Genomic DNA, 15728 nt, shown 5'->3' with positions numbered 1-15728 from the left:
CCCCGACGGGGCTCGGTCGGCCGGGCGGCGGGTTACCGGCGCCCGGCAGAGGCCGGTGCCGTGTGCGGCGCTCCCCGGCTCAGCCGAAGTTCACGTCGCTGCACCACATGTAGGCCTGGTCGAGGTGCGAGGCCTGCCAGATCACGAACAGGATGTGGTGTCCGGTGTAGCCGGAGGTCTGGACGGGGAACGTGATGTCCTGCGCCGGGGCGAAGCGGCCGGTCTGCGTGATGAAGTCGAGGTTGCCCCAGCCCAGGGTCTGGGTCTTGGGGTTGAAGCCCTGCTTGCTCACGTAGACCTTGAAGTAGTCGGCACCGTGGGACGCCTGGTCGTACAGGTGGACCGTGAAGTTGTTGCTGACGTTGGTCGTCTTCCACTGCCCGGGCTTGTTCAGGCTGGCGTTCCTCGAGAGGTTGTTGCTGCAGAGCGTCCCGTCGGGGGTCCGCGCCTGGAACTGGCCACCGAGGCCGTCGCGGAGCGCGCTCATCCAGTTCCACATGGTGTCGGGGTTGGCCTGGAAGGCCTGCCAGCACATGGGGTCTTCGGTCTGCATGGCCGGGTTCGTGTGGTTGCTGCCCCACGTCTTCCAGCACTGGTACGCGCGGGAGGCGGGGTTGACGATGGTGCCGTGCGCCTGGGCGGGGGCCGACCAGGTCAGTGCGCCGACAACCACGGCGAACAGCATGACGAGCACCTGGAGAGGCCGGCGGAGGGACGACCGCGAACGCCCGGTTAACGGACTCTGTTTGCGCATGTGGGGGGAACTCCTTCCAGTTGCAAGGCTGTTATGGGAGCGCTCCCAACGGTAGGTCTTCTGAGTGAAATGTCAATGAAACAAACGGAGTTGATCACAGGGGCGGGCGGCGAGCAGGGAATCTGCCGTGAGCCGGGAGTCAGGAGCCAGAACCGTTCCCGGGACCGGAAAGCGAGGATGCGGCCTGGACCGGTGTGCGGGGCGATGCCGGGGAGGGGCGTTCGCGGCACGGCGACGGGACCTGGTTCCGGCGTGAGGGCGGTCCGGTTCCACACCACGCGAGATCCCAGGTCCCGATGGTGCGCCTCCGTACACCCGAGTCGGCCTCGCCGGGCAAGTCGCCTGGCAGGAGCTGTGACTGCAGGGCGCATCGGGCGGGGAACGCGGCCGATGGCACGCAGCGGGACCATGCCTGGCCGAAGAAGCCCGGCCCTCACATCCGGAGGGACATCGGCTTACCATGACGCCGCGTCAGTTCGCGGTCTTGCAGATCCGGACCAGCAGGGGAGACTGCCTTCACGACCGGGTCCGCCCGGTCCCCGGCAGCACCACGCCAAGCAGGTCGGTCCACCGTCACTCCACCGAGATGAGGTCTCGTGAACCGAAACCGAGCCGCCGTCAGCGCGGTCGCCGTGACCCTGCTCACCGCCGGCCTCGCCGCCGGTCTCGCCGTCGGCCCGGCAGCCGCCGCCACCGAGGCGAAGGCCCGCGTCGGAGCCGACTGGGCCACTCAGTCGATCGTCTTCACCGCCGCCGCAGGGCAGACCAACAACCTCAACATATTCTCCATGTACACCAGCGACGGGATCCGGCGGATCGGCTTCAGCGACGTGGTCCCGCTCGAACCGGGCGACCACTGTGCGTACTCCAGAGCCGAGGACACCACCTCCGTCGTCTGCGAACTGCCCGCCGACAGCCCCCGGCCCGACAGGATCGACGTCTTCCTCGGCGACGGCAACGACACGATCGCCGCCTTCACCCCCGGGGTCGGCACCGTCAGCGGCGGCCCCGGCGACGACGAACTGCACGCCCACACCGCACGCACGGTGCTGGGCGGCGCGGGGAACGACATGGTCATGGGACCCGCCGCCCTGCACGGCGGCGACGGCATGGACCACCTGATGGGTGACAGCGGCAACCAGCAGATGTGGGGCGGCCGGGGCGACGACATGATCGAGGGCTACGGCGGTGACGACACCGTGCACGCCGGCCCCGGCGACGACCACGCCATGGGCGGGGACGGCCGCGACATCGTCCTCGGCGGCCCCGGCGACGACACGCTGGACGGCGAAGGCGGCGACGACCTCGTCTGGGGTGGCGCCGGAGAGGACGCCCTCGAAGGCGGACCCGGCCGCAACATCGTCCTCCCGTGAGTGCGCCTCCCTGCCCGAAGGCCCCGGCCCGCGGCGCGAACAGCGTCGCGGGCGCCGGGCCACCGCCGTCGGCGACCCGCCGCCCGAGCCGCGTTGACCGCGGACGCCGCGGACGGCAGGTCCCCGCGCGACACGAGGTGACCCGGCGGAACCGGACCGTCGAACCCGTCGGCCGGCGCGGGCGCGAGTCTCCACGTTGCTCGGCCTGCCCGATCCCGTAGAGACCCGGCAGGCCGACCAGCAGGAGATCATCGCGGTGGGCCGCCGCGTCAACCGGACCGGGGACCCAACCCGGTGAACCCGTGCGGTCACAGCCCTAGCGGCGCGGCAGGCGGTGCAGCTCGACGTCCTCCAGCCGGCCGCCGGTGACCGTGGCCGTCATGTAGGTGCAGTAGGGCTGGCGGCGGCGGTCGGTCGGGGAGCCGGGGTTGAGCAGGCGCAGGCCGGTGGCCGCGGTGCTGTCCCAGGGGATGTGGCTGTGGCCGAAGACCAGGACGTCCAGGTCGGGGAAGCGGGCCGCGCAGCGGGCCTCGCGCCCCTGGGCGGGGCCCGTCTCGTGGACGACGCCGAAGCGCAGGCCGCCGAGTTCCACGCGTGCCACTTCGGGCAGCCGGGCCCGCAGCTGCGGCCCGTCGTTGTTGCCGTACACGCCGACGAGCCGGCGGCAGCGGTCCTCCAGCAGGTCGAGGGTGGCCGTGTCGACCCAGTCCCCGGCGTGCAGGACGACGTCCGCGTCCGGGATTTCCGCCAGCAGCCCGGCGGGCAGCTGCCTGGCGCGCTTGGGCAGGTGGGTGTCGGACATCAGGAGCAGACGCACGGATCCAGCCTAGGCCTGTCGTCGGACTCCCGCCGTCCGCCGGAGGGCGGGCCCCGCGGCGTCGGGTGCGTGCTCCCGGCGCACCGGGCGCCGGCCCCCGTACGGGGATGTACCCGGGTCGGCGCCCGGTGCGGCGGGAGTGCGCGCAGGGCGTCCCGGGACAGCACGCCCAGGGGGTGTGCTCCCGCACGGACGTGCGCGCGGGACGGTGGCGCGGGACCGGCCGGTCCGGCCTCGCGGCCGACCGGGGGCGAACCGTCCGCGTCCGGCGGGGGCTTCGCCAACTGACCTGCGGACAGGCGGACATGAGGGGTGCGGCCGTCCGGGCCGCAGCGCGCCTGGAATGATCACGGCACGGTCTCGGCACCGGCCGGCGGGTGAGACGGAGCGCCCCGCAGGGTTAGCATCAGGCAACGCGCAGCCAACCAGCACGTCAACGGCAAACGACCCGAAGGGCCCTGAAATCCCGATGCCGGTCAAGGTCAGCGTCATCGTCCCGGTCTACAACCCGGGCGCCTACATCGAGGACTGCATCGCCTCGCTCCAGAGGCAGTCCCTGCCGCCCGACGAGTACGAGGTGATCTACGTCGACGACGGCTCCACCGACGCGACCCCGGCCCGGCTGGACGCCCTGGCCGCCGAGGACCCGCGGGTGCGCGTCATCCACCAGGAGAACTCGGGCTGGTCGGGCAAGCCGCGCAACGTCGGCATCGAGGCCTCCCGGGGCGAGTTCGTGATGTTCGTCGACAACGACGACTACCTCGGCGACGAGGCCCTGGAGCGGATGTACGACTACGGGGTGGCCCACGGCGCCGACGTCGTCGTCGGCAAGATGGCCGGCAGGAACCGCGGGGTGCCGGTGGAGCTCTTCCGCCGCAACCACCCGCGGGCCACCGTCGAGAACGCGCCGCTCATCGACAGCCTCACCCCGCACAAGATGTTCCGCCGCGCGTTCCTGGACCGCATCGGCCTGCGCTTCCCCGAGGGCCGGCGGCGTCTGGAGGACCACGTCTTCGTCGCCGAGGCGTTCCTGCGCGCGGACAACGTCTCCGTGCTCAGCGACTACGTCTGCTACTACCACGTCCGGCGCGACGACGCCTCCAACGCCGGCTTCCAGCGCTTCGACCCCGTCGGTTACTTCGCCAACCTGCGCGAGGCGCTCGACGTCGTCGAGCGCCACACCGAGCCGGGTCCGGTGCGCGACCGGCTCTTCCGGCGCTGGCTGCGCGTGGAGATGGTGGAGCGGCTGCGCGGCCGGCGTCTGCTCGTACTGCCGGACGACTACCGCAGGGAGCTGTTCGCGGAGATCCACAAGGTCGTCGTCGAGCGCTTCGGGCCCGGCGTCGCGGCCGGACTGCAGCCGACGCAGCAGGTCGTCGCCGCGCTGACCGCCGCCGACCGGTACGACGACGTGGTGGCCTTCGCCGAGTGGGAGGCCGGTGTCGCGCCCAAGACGGCCCCCGGCGGCGTGACGTGGGACGGCGGCACGCTGCGGATCGGCTTCACCGCCGAGTACGCCTCGTCCGGTGAGCCCATGACGTTCCCCGCCGACGCCGCCCGCACCCCGCTGGAGGACACGCCCAAGGACGTCCGGGAGGCCGTGGCGTGGGTGGAGGCGGAGACCGCCGCCCGCTTCGGCCAGGCCACGGCGGACCTGCTGCTGCGCGAGCGCGCCAGCGCCGCCCAGTACTTCCAGCCCGTGCAGCTCACCCGCGAGACCGTGCCCGTCGGGGACGGCGAACGGGTCCGGCTGGTGCTGCGGGCGACGGCCGCGGTCGACCCGTCCGCCCTGCCGGGCGACGGTGTCTGGGACGCCGTGGTCCGGGTCAGGCTGGGCGGCTGGACGAAGGAGTGCCGGCTGGGTCCGGCGCCGCGCGCGAGCCGCCCCGCACCGCACGCCGCACTCGTCCGCGGCCGCCCGGTCCTGCCCTACTGGACCGAGCCGCACGGCAATCTCTCCCTGGACGCCGGGGTCCGCGGCAGGCGGCTCGGGCTGGGCCGGGCGGAGCCCACGGACGCCACCGTCTCCGGCGACCGCCTGCGCGCCCTGCTGCCGCTGCACGTGCCGGGCGACACCGGGGTGCGGCTGCGGCTCACCGCGGGCGGCAGGTCCGTGGAGGTGTCCGGCACCCTGTCCCCCGCCCCGGGGGAGGGCCGGGCGCTGCTGACGGCCACCCTGCCCTCCGCCCGGGCCCGCGGGGTGTGGCGGGCCGCGCTGTGCCTCGCCCCGGACGCGGCCGAACCGCGCTTCACGGGGCTGCCGTTCGCCCTGCGCGGCGGGCGGGGCGCGCGCGGCGGCGTGGTGCGGGTGGTGCCGGTGCCGCGCCCCGGCCCCGCACGCCGGCTGGTCCGCAGGGCACGGCGCGTGCTCGCCGCCGCCCGGCACCGCGTCACGTCCGCAGGACGGTGACCTGATGCGACCGCTGGGGATGGAAGGCGCCTGGGTGCTGGAACCCGAGGTGTTCCCGGACGACCGGGGCAGCTTCCACGAGTGGTACCGGGGCGCGGAGTTCCGCGAGGCCGTCGGCTACGACCTGGAGCTCGCGCAGGCCAACTGCTCGATCTCGCGCCGGGGCGTGCTGCGCGGGGTGCACTTCGCCGACGTGCCGCCCGGCCAGGCGAAGTACGTCACCTGCGTGCGCGGCGCCGCCCTGGACGTGACGATCGACCTGCGCGTGGGCTCGCCCACCTACGGGCGGTGGGAGGCCGTACGGCTCGACGAGGACACCCGGCGCGCGGTGTTCCTCGCCGAGGGCCTCGGGCACGCGTTCATGGCGCTGACCGACGACACCACGGTCGTGTACCTGTGCTCGACGGGCTACGCGCCGGAACGCGAACACGGGGTGCACCCGCTGGACCCGGCGCTCGGCATCGAGTGGCCCGAGGACATCACGCCGGTGCTGTCGCCGAAGGACGAGCAGGCGCCGTCCCTGGCCGAGGCCGAGCGGACGGGCCTGCTGCCGTCGTACGAGGCCTGCCGCGCGTACTACGAGGAGCTGCGCGGCAGGCGGCTCAGCGGCTGACGCCGACCTGCCGCAGGGCCCGGCGCAGGGGCTCCCAGCCGACGGAACGGGGCAGGCCGCGGTTGCGGGCCTGGGCGAGCGGGCGCCAGAAGCCCGCCTCCAGCAGCGCCTGGGGCGGCACCGCCCCGGCCCGCTCCAGGATCGCCTCCGGCACCTTCTGCGGGTCGGGCACCTCGTACTCGGCGACGATCTCGTCGTACTTGTCGCGCAGGACGGTGTTCCCGGGGTCGGCGCCGAAGACCACGAGCTGGCCGGTGGGGCGGGTGTCGACCAGGACGGTCACCAGGTCGGGGCGGTACCGGGCCAGGATCTCGGTGATCTTGTAGACGTCGCCGGTCCAGGCGTCGGTGTGCCGGTCGCGGGCCGCCTCGTCGACGCTGCGCGGCAGCATGTCGTCGAAGACGATCACGCTGGACCAGTCGGAGTGCTTCTCGACGTTCATGAAGTCGCGCAGCGCGTACTCGAACAGGTGCATGCCGTCGATGAACGACAGGTCCAGGGTGGTGCGCCGCCAGTAGCCGAAGGGGCTGCGGCCGCGGCGCAGGTTGCGCAGCGGGTGCCGGCCGCCCTTGAGGTGCTGCAGGGGGTTGTCGCGGGCGAAGAAGTCGTCGCTGGTGGCCTTCACCAGGTGGACGTCGCACTTCAGCTCCGTGACCACCTTGAAGGCGGGGTCGATCGCGATGCTGGGCACGCGGGACAGCCGCAGGCTGCGGCCGTCGTTGACACCGATCTCCAGGTAGTTGCGGTTGGCGCTGACCTTGTGCAGTTCCCGCAGGAACTCATGGCGTTTCACGAAGAGGACTCTCCTTGCGGATGCTGGGCAGTGCTTCGTGCAGGGCGGCGCGCCAGTCGCGCAGCGGGGGCAGGCCGATCTCCTGCCAGCGGCCGTGCGCTAGGGCGCTGTAGGCGGGGCGCGGCGCGGGCCGCACGAAGGCCGCGCTGGTGGTGGGGCGGACCCGCTCCGGGTCGGCGCCGATCAGGCGGAACACCTCCCGGGCCAGGTCGTACCAGGTGGCCTCGCCCGAGCCGGTGGCGTGCAGGACGCCGTGCGCGCCGGATCCGACGCGGGGGCCGAGGTCGGCGATCCGCTCGGCGACGTCCGCGCTCCAGGTGGGCTGCCCGCGCTGGTCGTCGACGACGTCCACGGTGTCCCGGCGGGCCTCCAGACCGATCATCGTGCGCACGAAGCTGGTGCCGTGGGCGCCGTAGAGCCAGGCGGTGCGCAGGATCACGCTCGCCCCGGGCAGCTCCTCGCGCACGGCCCGCTCCCCGGCGAGCTTGGTGCGGCCGTAGGCGGTGCGCGGGGCCGGGGGGTGGTCCTCCGGGTAGGGGGTGGTGCGGGCGTCGCCGGAGAAGACGTAGTCGGTGGAGACGTGGATCAGGCGGGCGCCGTGCGCGGCGCAGGCGCGGGCCAGCAGGCGCGGGCCGTCGCCGTTGACGCGCAGCGCGCGCTCCTCGTCGCTCTCGGCGTCGTCGACGGCCGTGTACGCGGCGCAGTTGACCACGATGTCGGGGCGCCGGTCCGCCACGGCGGCCCCGACGGCCTCGGGCCGGGTGACGTCCAGGGCGGCGCGGTCCAGGCCCGTGACGTGCTCGCCGCGCCGGGTGAGCTCGTCGACGACGTCCCGGCCGAGCATGCCGCCCGCGCCGGTGACCAGCCACCTCACGCGCGCTCCTCGGCGACGCGCCGCTTCAGGGGCTCCCACCAGGCCCGGTTGTCCCGGTACCAGGCGACGGTCTCGGCCAGGCCGGCGGTGAAGTCGTGGCGGGGGCGGTAGCCGAGCTCGTCGCGGGCCTTGCTCCAGTCGACGGAGTAGCGCAGGTCGTGGCCCTTGCGGTCCGCCACGTACTCGACCCGGTCCCAGTCCGCGCCGCAGGCCTGCAGCAGCAGGCCGGTGAGCTCCTTGTTGGTCAGCTCGGTGCCGCCTCCGATGTTGTAGACCTCGCCGGGCCGGCCCTTGGTGCGCACCAGGTCGACGCCCCGGCAGTGGTCGTCGACGTACAGCCAGTCGCGGACGTTGCGGCCGTCACCGTACAGCGGCACCGTCCCGCCGTCGAGGAGGTTGGTGACGAACAGCGGGATGACCTTCTCGGGGAACTGGTGCGGGCCGTAGTTGTTGGAGCAGCGGGTGACCCGCACGTCCAGGCCGTGGGTGTGGTGGTAGGCCAGGGCGAGCAGGTCGGAGGAGGCCTTGGAGGCGGAGTACGGGGAGCTGGGCCGCAGCGGCCACTCCTCGGTGGCCGAGCCGGTCCCGACCGACCCGTACACCTCGTCGGTGGAGACGTGCACGAAGGTCGTCAGGCCGTGCCGCAGGGCCGCGTCCAGCAGGGTCTGGGTGCCGACCACGTTGGTGAGGACGAAGTCGGAGGCGGTGAGGATCGAGCGGTCCACGTGGGACTCGGCGGCGAAGTGCACCACTTGGTCCGCCTCGGCCACGAGCTTGTCGACGAGTTCGGCGTCGCGGATGTCGCCCCGCACGAACTCCAGCCTGGGATGGTCGAGTCGGAGGTTGTCCAGGGTTCCCGCGTAGGTGAGCTTGTCCAGCACGGTGACGCGCGGCGCGTCCGGCGCGTCCGGCGCGTCGGAGTCGAGCAGCATGCGGACGTAGCGGGAGCCGATGAACCCGGCGGCGCCGGTGACGAGGAGGTTCATGAATGGATCTGCACCTTGCTGTGGTCTCCGAGGACGAGGCGGTGTGCGCTGGGGACACCGGGGGCCGGTGTCACCTCGACGTGCCGGCCGATCAGCGAGGACTCGATCCGGCCGACGCCGCGGATCGAGGAGTCCCGCAGCACGATGGAGAACTCCAGCTCGCTGTCGGTGATCCGGCAGTTCTCCGCGATGGAGGTGAAGGGCCCGACGTAGGAGTTGTCGACGACGGTCCCGGAGCCGATGACGGCGGGCCCGACGATGCGTGAGTTGACGACCCGGGCCCCCTCTTCGACGACGACCCGGCCTATGGCCTGCGAGCCGTCGTCCACCCGGCCGTCGATCCGGCGCTCCACGCCTTCCAGGACCATGCGGTTGACCTCCAGCATGTCGCCGACGTTGCCGGTGTCCTTCCAGTAGCCCTGGATGATCGTGCAGCGCACGTCGGCGTGGGCGTCGATCAGGTGCTGGAGGGCGTGGGTGATCTCCAGTTCGCCGCGCCAGGACGGCTCGATGGCGCGCACCGCCTCGTGGATCACGGGCGTGAACAGGTAGACGCCGACCAGGGCGAGGTCGCTCTTGGGGTCCTCGGGCTTCTCCTCCAGCCCGATCACCTGTCCGGAGGCGTCGAGTTCGGCGACGCCGAAGGCGCGCGGGTCGGCCACGCGCGTGAGCAGGATCTGGGCGTCGGGCCGGGTCCGGCGGAACTCCTCGACGAGGTCGGTGATGCCGCCGACGATGAAGTTGTCGCCCAGATACATCACGAAGTCGTCGTCGCCGAGGTAGTCCCGGGCGATCAGCACCGCGTGGGCCAGCCCCAGGGGTTTTTCCTGCGGGATGTAGGTGACCTTCAGGCCGAACCGGGAGCCGTCGCCGACCGCCTCCTCGATCTCGGCCGCGGTGTCCCCGACGATCATGCCGATCTCGGTGACACCGGCTTCGGCGAGGGACTCCAGCCCGTAGAAGAGCACGGCCTTGTTGGCCACGGGCACCAGTTGCTTGGCCGATGTGTGGGTGATCGGCCTGAGCCGTGTTCCGGCGCCGCCGGCGAGCACGAGAGCCTTCATCTGCCTCACCTTAGCCGCACTCCGGCGGAACGGAACAAGCTTTGTTTACTTGTTGATTACGGCAGCTTCCCGCCCACGTCGCCGCCAGTCCTCGCCCCTGGTGATGTCGCCCTCCGGATCCGCCGGCGGGCCCTGGCCCAGTCCAACCGGCCTTCCGGGCACCGCGGTTCACCGCCGGGCCGTACGACGGTCCCGCCCGCGCCCCTCGTCCGGGGCGCGGGCGGGACCGGGGTGGCGGGGGCCGTACCGAGGTCAGGTGTTGGGCTTGGCCACGCTGATGTCGCCCAGCGCCGACTCCGGGTCGCGCTCCATGGCCAGGTCGCCGAGGGAGACGATGCCCACGGGGTGCCGCTCCTCGTCGACGACCGGGATGCGGCGCACGGAGTGCTCACGCATGAGCCGGATCGCCTGGTCGAGGTCCTCGTCGGCCGTGACGGTCACCAGGTCCTCGCTGCACGCGCCGGCCACGGTGGTCTGTTCCGGGTCGCCGCCCTCGCAGATCGAGCGGACCACCAGGTCGCGGTCGGTGACCAGGCCGCGCAGCTCGTCGCCGTCCGTGACCAGGACGGCTCCGAGGTCCTCGTCGCGCATGATGCGGGCCACCTGGGCGACGGACGTCTGCGGTTCGACGGTCACCGGGGCGCTGGTCATGATGTCGCGGATGTGCTGGACCATGATGTCCCTCTCTCTCGGTGCGCCTCGGTGTCCCTGCGTTCCCCGGGCTCTCCCGGTCTGCAGGATCCCCGGTCTGCGGGATTTGCGCAGGTCTCCTCGGCTTCGCTCGGATTTCTCCGTCTTGACGGTGTTCCGGGTACCCGGCGGGCCGCCTCGGTCACCAGCTACGGCCGGCCCGGAGCAGACGGTCGCGTACGAGGGCGACGTGCGGGTTGTCCGGGGTGCCGGGCCGCTGGACCAGGAAGCCGGTGTTGATCGGCGCGTCCGCGGGTTCGCCGAGGAGGACCAGCGCGCCGGACGCCAGCTGGTCGGCGCACAGGTAGCGGGGCAGGACGCTGAAACCGGCGCCCGCCGCCACCAGGGCCGAAACCGCCCTCAGGTCCGGTACGGAGACGGCGGCCCGGCAGGTCAGGCGCCTGCCGAAGACGTGCCGCCAGTAGCGGCGCACGATGGGCAGGTCCTCGGCGTAGCTGATCAGCGGCACGTCGTGCAGGGCGGCGGGTCCCTCGGCGGCCAGGCGCTCCCGGACGCGGTCGGCCCAGACGGGCGCGGCCACCAGCACGAACTCCTCGTCGGTCAGCGGCACGGCCGACAGGGTGCGGCCGCGCGGCCGGGTCGTGGCGATCACCAGGTCGTGGCGGCCCGCGCGCAGCTCGTCGAGCAGCGGGTCGGTCAGCCCGGTGGTGACCCGCAGCCGCACTCCCCGTGTGACGAGCGGGGCCAGGGCGGGCAGGGCACGGGTGGACAGCAGCTCGGCGGGCCCGCCCAGGTGGACCGGCTCGGGCCGCGCCCGCGCGGGCGAGCCGTGCCCGGTGGCCGCGGCGAGCGCGTCGAGCGGTCCGGCGATCCGGGCGGCGAGCTCGTCGGCCACCGCGGTCGGCGCGACGCCGCGCGGCAGCCGCTCGAACAGCTCGCGGCGCGTCTGCCGTTCCAGGGCGCGGATCTGGGTGGTCACGGTCGGCTGCGACAGGCCCAGGAGACGAGCGGCGGCCGTGAAGGACCCGCAGCGGTACACGGCCAGGAAGGTGCGCAGGAGATTGAGGTCGGGCGGCGCGGGGACGCCCGGGCCGGGCCCTGGGGAACCGTGCGGGTCGTGGTGGCTCACGGGTCCGAGCCTAGGGCAACGCCTCCATAGGGATCCCTATGGCAGCTATTGGAGCAGTCATTGGAATCACCGGGGTCTGGGGTCCTACGGTCGGGGCATCGACCGATGCAAGGAGAAGCACCACATGTCGAAGATCCTTTTCGTCGTCACCGGCGCCGACCACTGGACCCTGGCCGACGGCACCCGGCACCCGAGCGGGTTCTGGGCCGAGGAGGCCGTCGCCCCGTACGAGGCGTTCAGGGCGGCCGGTCACGAGGTCGTCGTCGCCACGCCCGGCGGTGTCGTGCCCACCGTCGACCAGGCGTCCCTGGCGCCGGAGGTGAACGGCGGCCAGGACAACGCCGACCGGATCGCGAAGGCGCTGGCCTCCTTCGGTGAGCTGCGGCGCCCGGTCCGGCTGGAGGAGGTGGACCTGGACGACTACGCGGCCGTCTTCTACCCCGGCGGCCACGGCCCGATGGAGGACCTCGCCGTGAACGCCGACTCCGGCCGGCTGCTGGTCGAGGCGCTGGAGTCGGGCAAGCCGCTCGGTGTGGTCTGCCACGGCCCGGCCGCGCTGCTGGCCGCGGTGCGGGCCGACGGGAGCAATGCCTTCGCGGGTTACGAGGTGGCCGCGTTCACCAACGCCGAGGAGCTCCAGGGCGGCCTCGGCGACAAGGCGCGGTGGCTGCTGCAGGACCGCCTCACCGAGGCCGGCATCACGGTACGGGCCGGACAGCCGTGGGCGCCGAACGTGGTCGTCGACCGCACCCTGGTCACCGGTCAGAACCCCGCCTCCTCCGCCCCGCTCGCCGACGAGCTGCTGAAGAAGCTGGCCTGAGACGACGCACCGGCTCCGCCCCGCCGTCCCGGGCCGGAGCCGGCCGGGACGGCGGGGCGGGGTGCTCAGCTCCCCAGCGCCAGCTCGGCCCACACCTGCTTGCCACCGCTGGCCGGCACCGTCCCCCAGGCCGCCGACACCGCCTCGACCAGGAGGATGCCGCGGCCGCCCGTGGCCTCCCAGCCGATGCCGGCCGGCTTGATCGGCGTGCGGGGTGAGGCGTCGGCGACCGTGATGCGCAGCCGGCTGCCGAGGAGGGTGAGGTCGAGGCGGACCCGGCCGTCGGTGTGCACCAGGGCGTTGGTGACGAGTTCGGAGACGATGAGCAGGGCGGCGTCGATCCCCTCCCCCACGCCCCAGGAACGCAGCGTGCGCCGGACGAAGCGGCGGGCGTGCCCGACGGCCTGGGGCACCCGCCACACCGTCCAGCTCTCCCGCAGCGGGCGCAGCGCCATCCCGTCGTAGCGCATGAGGAGCAGGGCGACGTCGTCGCTGCGCGGAGCGCTGCCGAGCAGGGTGTCGGCGACCAGCCCCAGGTGGGCGGGGTCGCAGGCCGCCAGCCGGCGGACGAGGCGGTCCACGCCCTCGTCGATGTCGGTCCCGGAGGACTCCACCAGGCCGTCCGTGGTCAGGACCAGCACCGTGCCGGGCTGCAGCCGCAGCGGGCTCATCGGGTAGTCGGCCTGCGTCACCACGCCGAGCGGCGGGCCGCCCTCGGTCTCGGCGAGCCGGGTGCTGCCGTCCGGGTGGCGCAGCACCGGCGGCAGGTGCCCGGCGCGCACGCACCAGGCGGAGCCCTCCTCCATGTCGACGTCGACGTAGGCGCAGGTGGCGAAGAGGTCGGTCTCCATGTCCATCAGCAGGCGGTTGGCGTGGGAGACCACGACGTCCGGCGGGTGCCCCTCGGCGGCGTAGGCGCGCAGCGCGGTGCGCATCTGCCCCATGAGGGTGGCGGCGCCCGCGCTGTGGCCCTGGACGTCGCCGATGACGAGGGCGACGTGGTTGTCGGGCAGCGGGATCACGTCGTACCAGTCGCCGCCGAGTTCCAGACCGGCCGTGCTGGGCAGGTAGCGGGCGACGGCGACCGCGCCCGGCAGCCGGGGCAGGCGGCGCGGCAGCAGCTGGCGCTGGAGCATGCCGACGAGTTCGTGCTCGGCGTCGAAGGCGCGGGCGCGCATCAGGGCCTGTCCGGCCAGGCCGGCGGAGGCGGTGAGCAGGGCGCGCTCGTCGGCGCCGAAGTCGTGCGGGGCGTCCCAGCCGATCAGGCAGCAGCCGGCCGTGCGGTTGCCGGCGGGCAGCGGCAGGACGGCGAGGCCGCCGCGGCCGACATCGGCGAGAGCGGGTTCCAGCGGGGCTCCGGCGGGCCAGATCCGGGCGCGGCCCTCGCGCAGGGCGGCGGCGAGGGTGGGCATGGCGCGCACCGGCGCGTCGGGCCACTCGCTGCGCCACTCGGTGCGCCACAGCTCGGGCCAGGCCTCCGGTTCGGGCGGGTCCAGGACGGTGACGACGAGCCGGTCGCTCTCCAGCTCGGCGAACGCGATCCGGTCGGCCCGCAGCGGGCGGCGCAGGGCGGCGACCACGGCCCTGCCGACGTCGCGGACGGTGACGGCGGTGGCCAGGGCGGCTGCCAGGCGCTGCACACGGGCCACGTCGGTGACGTCCGGACGCAGCGTGGAGGCGTCGACGACGGTGCCCACCAGACGGGTCGGGCGGCCCTCGCCGCCGGGCACCAGACGGCCGCTCAGCCGCAGCCATCTGGGCGGGCCGGCGGGCTGCAGCACCCGGAACTCCAGTTCCCGGTCGCCGATGGACATGTGGTCGGCTTCCACGACCGACATCAGCGAGGGCAGGTCCTCCGGCACGGTCAGGCCCAGCAGGGCCTCCACGCGGCCGTCGAACGCGGCCGGGTCCAGGCCGAACAGGTCCAGGATGGCGTCGCCGACCCGGACCCGGCCGGTGTCCACGACGAGGCTGAACGCGTTGGGCGGGAGCTCCCCGCCGTCGGCGGCCGCGGCCGGGGCCGGGAGGGTGACGGCCGCGGCGACGAGCTCCAGGCACGCGCGGTCGTCGGGGCCGAAGCCGTCGGGGTGCTCGCTCACGGCGAGCAGACAGCCCGCGCCGCCCCGCCCGCGCAGGGGCAGGGCCGCCAGGAAGAAGTCGGACGGCACGCGTCGCGTCTGTGCGCGCGAGGTGAGCTCCTCGGGGCCGAGCCACACCGGCCGGCCCTCCCGGTGGGCCTCGGCGACCGGGGACCCGCCGGCGGCGGAGTAGCTGTCCCGCACGCCGTACAGCGCCCTCGGCACCCCGGCCGACTCCACCAGGCACAGCAGCTCGCCGCCGTCACCGGGCGCGTACACGGCCGCGAACGACGCATCCGCGAAGACGAGCGCCTGTTCGAGGACCCGGCGCACCCGCTCGGGTGATTCCTGATCGGCCGCGATCGCTCCGAGGGCGCTTTCGGCACGCAGCGTTCGCGTTCTGCGTCTCGTAGCGCCCTCACCGACCACGTCCGTATTACAACGCGTATGCGACGGCGGCGCAGCCCCAGTGCGCGGTCCCGGATCCCGCGGTCATCCCCCTCGCGGCTCCGGGTCCGTCGTGGAGATCACCAGCATTTTCGTCACCGAACCGTCGTCGCCCACCACGTCGCGCAGGTGCCGGAAGCCCAGGCGGTGGCACATGGCCAGACTGGCGGTGTTCTCCGCGCCCACCATGCCGTAGGCCTCCTTCAGGCCCAGGTCGCCGGCGGCGTGGCGCAGCAGGCCGCGGACCACTTCGGTGCCCAGGCCCCTGCCCCAGTACGGCGGGGCGAGGGCGGTGACGAGTTCGTGGCCGTCGACGTTGCCGGTCTTCTTCACCTCCGCGTGGCCCACGTACGCACCTTCGTGCCACAGACCCCACACGTCGAACCGGCGCGTGGGGTACACCTCGGTGAGGATGGCGCGGAAGAGCGTGCGGATGTCGGCCTCTGGTATCAGCTCCTGGCCCATCCAGCGGCAGACCTCCTCGTCGCGCAGCAGGCCGACGAAGGCGTCCTCGTCCTCGGGCCGGTAGGGCCTGAACCGGATCCGTTCGGTGCGCAGTTCTGGCGTCATCAGGGACTCCTCGGATGGCAGTGCGCCCGGGAGGGCAGGGTGCGGAGCGGTCCGCGGCCCCGCCCTCCCGGGCCCCGTGGGCTAGGCTCCGGCGTTCTCCATCCGCTCGCGCAGGCTGCGCGGCCGCATGTCGGTCCAGACCTCGTCCACGTAGGCGGAGCACTCGGCCTCCGTGCCCTCCTTGCCGACGGGGTGCCAGCCGGCGGGCACCTCCACGTCGACGGGCCACAGCGAGTACTGCTCCTCGTCGTTGCGCAGGACCTGGTAGCGGGTGTTCTCGTCCATCGCGTGCTCTCCTGTCGTGAGGGCCGTACGGGCTGTACGGGCCGTATGGGTTGTACGGGCTGTA

General features: G+C 73.3%; 15 protein-coding genes. 4 read left to right on the top strand and 11 right to left on the bottom strand.

The window, feature by feature from the left end:
- Nucleotides 1-79 precede the first annotated feature (79 nt).
- Complete coding sequence (locus AB0L29_RS00920) at nucleotides 80-685, bottom strand: lytic polysaccharide monooxygenase (RefSeq protein WP_365821911.1); 606 nt, start codon at nucleotides 683-685, stop codon at nucleotides 80-82.
- A gap of 665 nt (nucleotides 686-1350) precedes the next feature.
- Between AB0L29_RS00920 and AB0L29_RS00915 the strand changes: the two genes are divergently transcribed.
- Entirely contained in the window at nucleotides 1351-2127 is a 777-nt protein-coding gene (locus AB0L29_RS00915) for a calcium-binding protein (RefSeq protein WP_365821909.1), read from the top strand.
- A 316-nt stretch (nucleotides 2128-2443) separates the two neighbouring features.
- Here AB0L29_RS00915 and AB0L29_RS00910 read toward each other — a convergent pair whose 3' ends face one another.
- Nucleotides 2444-2944: a metallophosphoesterase gene (locus AB0L29_RS00910; RefSeq protein WP_365821907.1), complete on the bottom strand. Its 501-nt coding sequence runs from the start codon at nucleotides 2942-2944 to the stop codon at nucleotides 2444-2446.
- 469 nt (nucleotides 2945-3413) lie between these two features.
- Here AB0L29_RS00910 and AB0L29_RS00905 point away from each other — a divergent pair, with 469 nt between their 5' ends.
- Nucleotides 3414-5354 carry a glycosyltransferase family 2 protein gene (locus AB0L29_RS00905; RefSeq protein ID WP_365821905.1) on the top strand — a complete coding sequence of 647 codons (1941 nt, stop codon included), beginning with the start codon at nucleotides 3414-3416 and terminating at the stop codon, nucleotides 5352-5354.
- 4 nt (nucleotides 5355-5358) lie between these two features.
- On the top strand, nucleotides 5359-5967 hold the full coding sequence (rfbC, locus tag AB0L29_RS00900; RefSeq protein ID WP_365821903.1) for a dTDP-4-dehydrorhamnose 3,5-epimerase: 609 nt from the start codon (nucleotides 5359-5361) through the stop codon (nucleotides 5965-5967).
- On the opposite strand, the gene AB0L29_RS00895 is transcribed toward rfbC, so the two are convergent.
- The 6 genes from AB0L29_RS00895 to AB0L29_RS00870 form a co-directional block, all read right to left on the bottom strand.
- A complete protein-coding gene (locus AB0L29_RS00895) occupies nucleotides 5957-6760 on the bottom strand; it encodes a class I SAM-dependent methyltransferase (RefSeq protein WP_365821902.1) in 804 nt (267 codons plus the stop codon). The genes rfbC and AB0L29_RS00895 overlap by 11 nt on opposite strands.
- Nucleotides 6747-7634, bottom strand: a complete 888-nt coding sequence (rfbD, locus tag AB0L29_RS00890) for a dTDP-4-dehydrorhamnose reductase (RefSeq protein WP_365821900.1) — start codon at nucleotides 7632-7634, stop codon at nucleotides 6747-6749. The genes AB0L29_RS00895 and rfbD overlap by 14 nt, the downstream gene beginning before the upstream one ends.
- Entirely contained in the window at nucleotides 7631-8620 is a 990-nt protein-coding gene (gene rfbB, locus AB0L29_RS00885; protein ID WP_365821898.1) for a dTDP-glucose 4,6-dehydratase, read from the bottom strand. Before rfbB ends, rfbD begins: the two co-directional genes overlap by 4 nt.
- Nucleotides 8617-9684 carry a glucose-1-phosphate thymidylyltransferase gene (locus AB0L29_RS00880; RefSeq protein WP_365821896.1) on the bottom strand — a complete coding sequence of 356 codons (1068 nt, stop codon included), beginning with the start codon at nucleotides 9682-9684 and terminating at the stop codon, nucleotides 8617-8619. Before AB0L29_RS00880 ends, rfbB begins: the two co-directional genes overlap by 4 nt.
- A gap of 252 nt (nucleotides 9685-9936) precedes the next feature.
- On the bottom strand, nucleotides 9937-10359 hold the full coding sequence (locus AB0L29_RS00875; protein ID WP_365821894.1) for a CBS domain-containing protein: 423 nt from the start codon (nucleotides 10357-10359) through the stop codon (nucleotides 9937-9939).
- 157 nt (nucleotides 10360-10516) lie between these two features.
- Nucleotides 10517-11464, bottom strand: coding sequence for a LysR family transcriptional regulator (locus AB0L29_RS00870; RefSeq protein ID WP_365821892.1), 948 nt, complete (start codon nucleotides 11462-11464; stop codon nucleotides 10517-10519).
- Between the two features lie 124 nt (nucleotides 11465-11588).
- Between AB0L29_RS00870 and AB0L29_RS00865 the strand changes: the two genes are divergently transcribed.
- Nucleotides 11589-12284, top strand: coding sequence for a type 1 glutamine amidotransferase domain-containing protein (locus AB0L29_RS00865; RefSeq protein WP_365821890.1), 696 nt, complete (start codon nucleotides 11589-11591; stop codon nucleotides 12282-12284).
- Between the two features lie 65 nt (nucleotides 12285-12349).
- On the opposite strand, the gene AB0L29_RS00860 is transcribed toward AB0L29_RS00865, so the two are convergent.
- From AB0L29_RS00860 to AB0L29_RS00850, 3 genes are all read right to left on the bottom strand, one after another.
- Complete coding sequence (locus tag AB0L29_RS00860) at nucleotides 12350-14791, bottom strand: SpoIIE family protein phosphatase (RefSeq protein WP_365821888.1); 2442 nt, start codon at nucleotides 14789-14791, stop codon at nucleotides 12350-12352.
- A gap of 63 nt (nucleotides 14792-14854) precedes the next feature.
- Nucleotides 14855-15379, bottom strand: a complete 525-nt coding sequence (locus AB0L29_RS00855; RefSeq protein WP_365821886.1) for a GNAT family N-acetyltransferase — start codon at nucleotides 15377-15379, stop codon at nucleotides 14855-14857.
- A gap of 81 nt (nucleotides 15380-15460) precedes the next feature.
- Nucleotides 15461-15664: an MbtH family NRPS accessory protein gene (locus AB0L29_RS00850; RefSeq protein ID WP_155072829.1), complete on the bottom strand. Its 204-nt coding sequence runs from the start codon at nucleotides 15662-15664 to the stop codon at nucleotides 15461-15463.
- Nucleotides 15665-15728 lie beyond the last annotated feature (64 nt).

The sequence above is a fragment of the Streptomyces sp. NPDC052701 genome (assembly GCF_040678355.1).
Classification (GTDB): Bacteria; Actinomycetota; Actinomycetes; order Streptomycetales; family Streptomycetaceae; genus Streptomyces.
The sequence above is the reverse complement of the archived record's forward strand: the minus strand, read 5'-3'. Positions and strand labels throughout refer to the sequence as shown.